Here is a 1949-nt window from a genome sequence, read left to right on the forward strand (position 1 = left end):
GCAGGCGCTCGACATGCTCGCCGCCGGCGCGACGAAGGACGAGGTGCTGAAGCGCACCGGCCAGGTCGTCGGCGTGCACAACGTCTCCTTCGATGTGCAGGAAGGCGAAATTTTCGTGCTGATGGGCCTGTCCGGCTCCGGCAAATCCACGCTGATCCGCCTCGTGAACCGGCTGGTCGATCCGAGCGCCGGCAAGGTGCTGATCGACGGGCTCGACGTCGCGTCGGCCCGCCGCTCGGCGCTGACCGCGCTGCGCCGCAAGGACATGAGCATGGTGTTCCAGTCGTTCGCGCTGATGCCGCATCGCTCCGTGGTGTCGAATGCCGCGTTCGGCCTGGAAGTCGCGGGCGTCGGCAAGAAGGAACGCGAGCGCCGCGCGATGGAAGTGCTCGAGCAGGTCGGCCTCGCGCCGTTCTCGCACAAGCTGCCGTCCGAACTGTCGGGCGGCATGCAGCAGCGCGTCGGCCTCGCCCGCGCGCTGGCCGTGAACCCGTCGCTGATGATCATGGACGAGGCGTTCTCCGCGCTCGATCCGCTCAAGCGCCGGGAAATGCAGGACGTGCTGCTGCAACTGCAGAAGGAACAACGCCGCACGATCATGTTCGTGTCGCACGATCTGGAGGAAGCGCTGCGCATCGGCAATCGCATCGCGATCATGGAAGGCGGCCGGCTCGTGCAGGTCGGCACGCCGCAGGACATCATCACGAACCCGGCCGACGACTACGTGCGCGCGTTCTTCGACGGCGTCGACACCAGCCGCTATCTCACGGCCGGCGACCTGATGCAGACGGGCGCCGTGCCGATCATGTCGAAGTGCGATGCCGCGAACGTCGCGGCGACGCTGAACGGCAGTGCCGAATACGCGTTCGTGCTCGACGCGGCACGCAAGCTTCGCGGCTTCGTCACGCGCGAGGCGATCGGGCAGGCCACGCCGTCCGTGCGGCCGATCGAAAGCATCCGGCGCGATGCGTCGCTCGAACATGTCGTCGCGCGCGTGGTCGCGAGCCCGAATGCACTGCCTGTCGTCGACGACGACGGCTGCTACTGCGGCTCGGTCGATCGTGCGCTCATCCTGAAGGCCATCACGCGTTCGCGAGGCTCCCATGTCTGAAATGATTCCGCTCGGTACCTGGGTCGACCAGTCCGTTCACTACCTGCTCGACCACGACGCGAAGACGTTCGACGCGATCGGTCAAGCGATCGAGGGGCTCGCGGCATTCGTCGAGCACGGCCTGCAGGCGATCCCGATGTGGCTGATGATGGCGATCTTCATCGGCGTCGGACTGTGGCGGGTGGGCTGGCGCTTCGCGCTGTTCACCACCGCGTCGCTGCTGCTGATCTTCGCGACGGGCTTCTGGGACCAGACGGTCATCACGCTCGGCCTCACGCTGTCGTCGACGATCATCAGCCTCGTGCTCGGCATCCCGCTCGGCATCTGGGCCGCGAAGAGCAAGTGGGTCGCCGCGATCGTGCGCCCGATCCTCGACCTGATGCAGACGATGCCCGCGTTCGTCTACCTGATTCCGGCCGCGATGCTGTTCGGTCTCGGCCGCGTGCCGGGGATCCTGTCGACGGTGATCTTCGCGATGCCGCCTGCGGTGCGCCTGACGAGCCTCGGCATTCGCCACGTGAACCGCGAGATCGTCGAAGCCGGCCAGGCGTTCGGCTGCACGCCGTGGCAGCTGCTGTACAAGGTGCAGTTCCCGAATGCGCTGCCGTCGATCATGCAGGGCGTGAACCAGACGATCATGATGGCGCTGTCGATGGTGATCATCGCGTCGATGGTCGGCGCGGGCGGCCTCGGCAACGACGTGCTCGCGAGTATCCAGCGCCTCGACATCGGCCTCGGTTTCGAAAGCGGCCTGTCGGTCGTGCTGCTCGCGATCATTCTCGACCGCATCACCGAGAGCTTCGGCCGTGCGCCGGGCACCGCGAAGGCGCCGCTGTTC

2 protein-coding genes are annotated in these 1949 nt (G+C 66.8%); both read left to right on the forward strand.

What is annotated here, in order from left to right:
- The coding region (locus G3N64_RS38985) for a glycine betaine/L-proline ABC transporter ATP-binding protein (RefSeq protein WP_241021439.1) at positions 1-1111 on the forward strand (1111 nt) is incomplete at its 5' end.
- The coding region (gene choW, locus G3N64_RS38990) for a choline ABC transporter permease subunit (protein WP_205788878.1) at positions 1104-1949 on the forward strand (846 nt) is incomplete at its 3' end. The genes G3N64_RS38985 and choW, both read left to right, overlap by 8 nt.

The sequence above is a fragment of the Burkholderia sp. Ac-20344 genome, assembly GCF_017104975.1.
Lineage (GTDB): Bacteria > Pseudomonadota > Gammaproteobacteria > Burkholderiales > Burkholderiaceae > Burkholderia.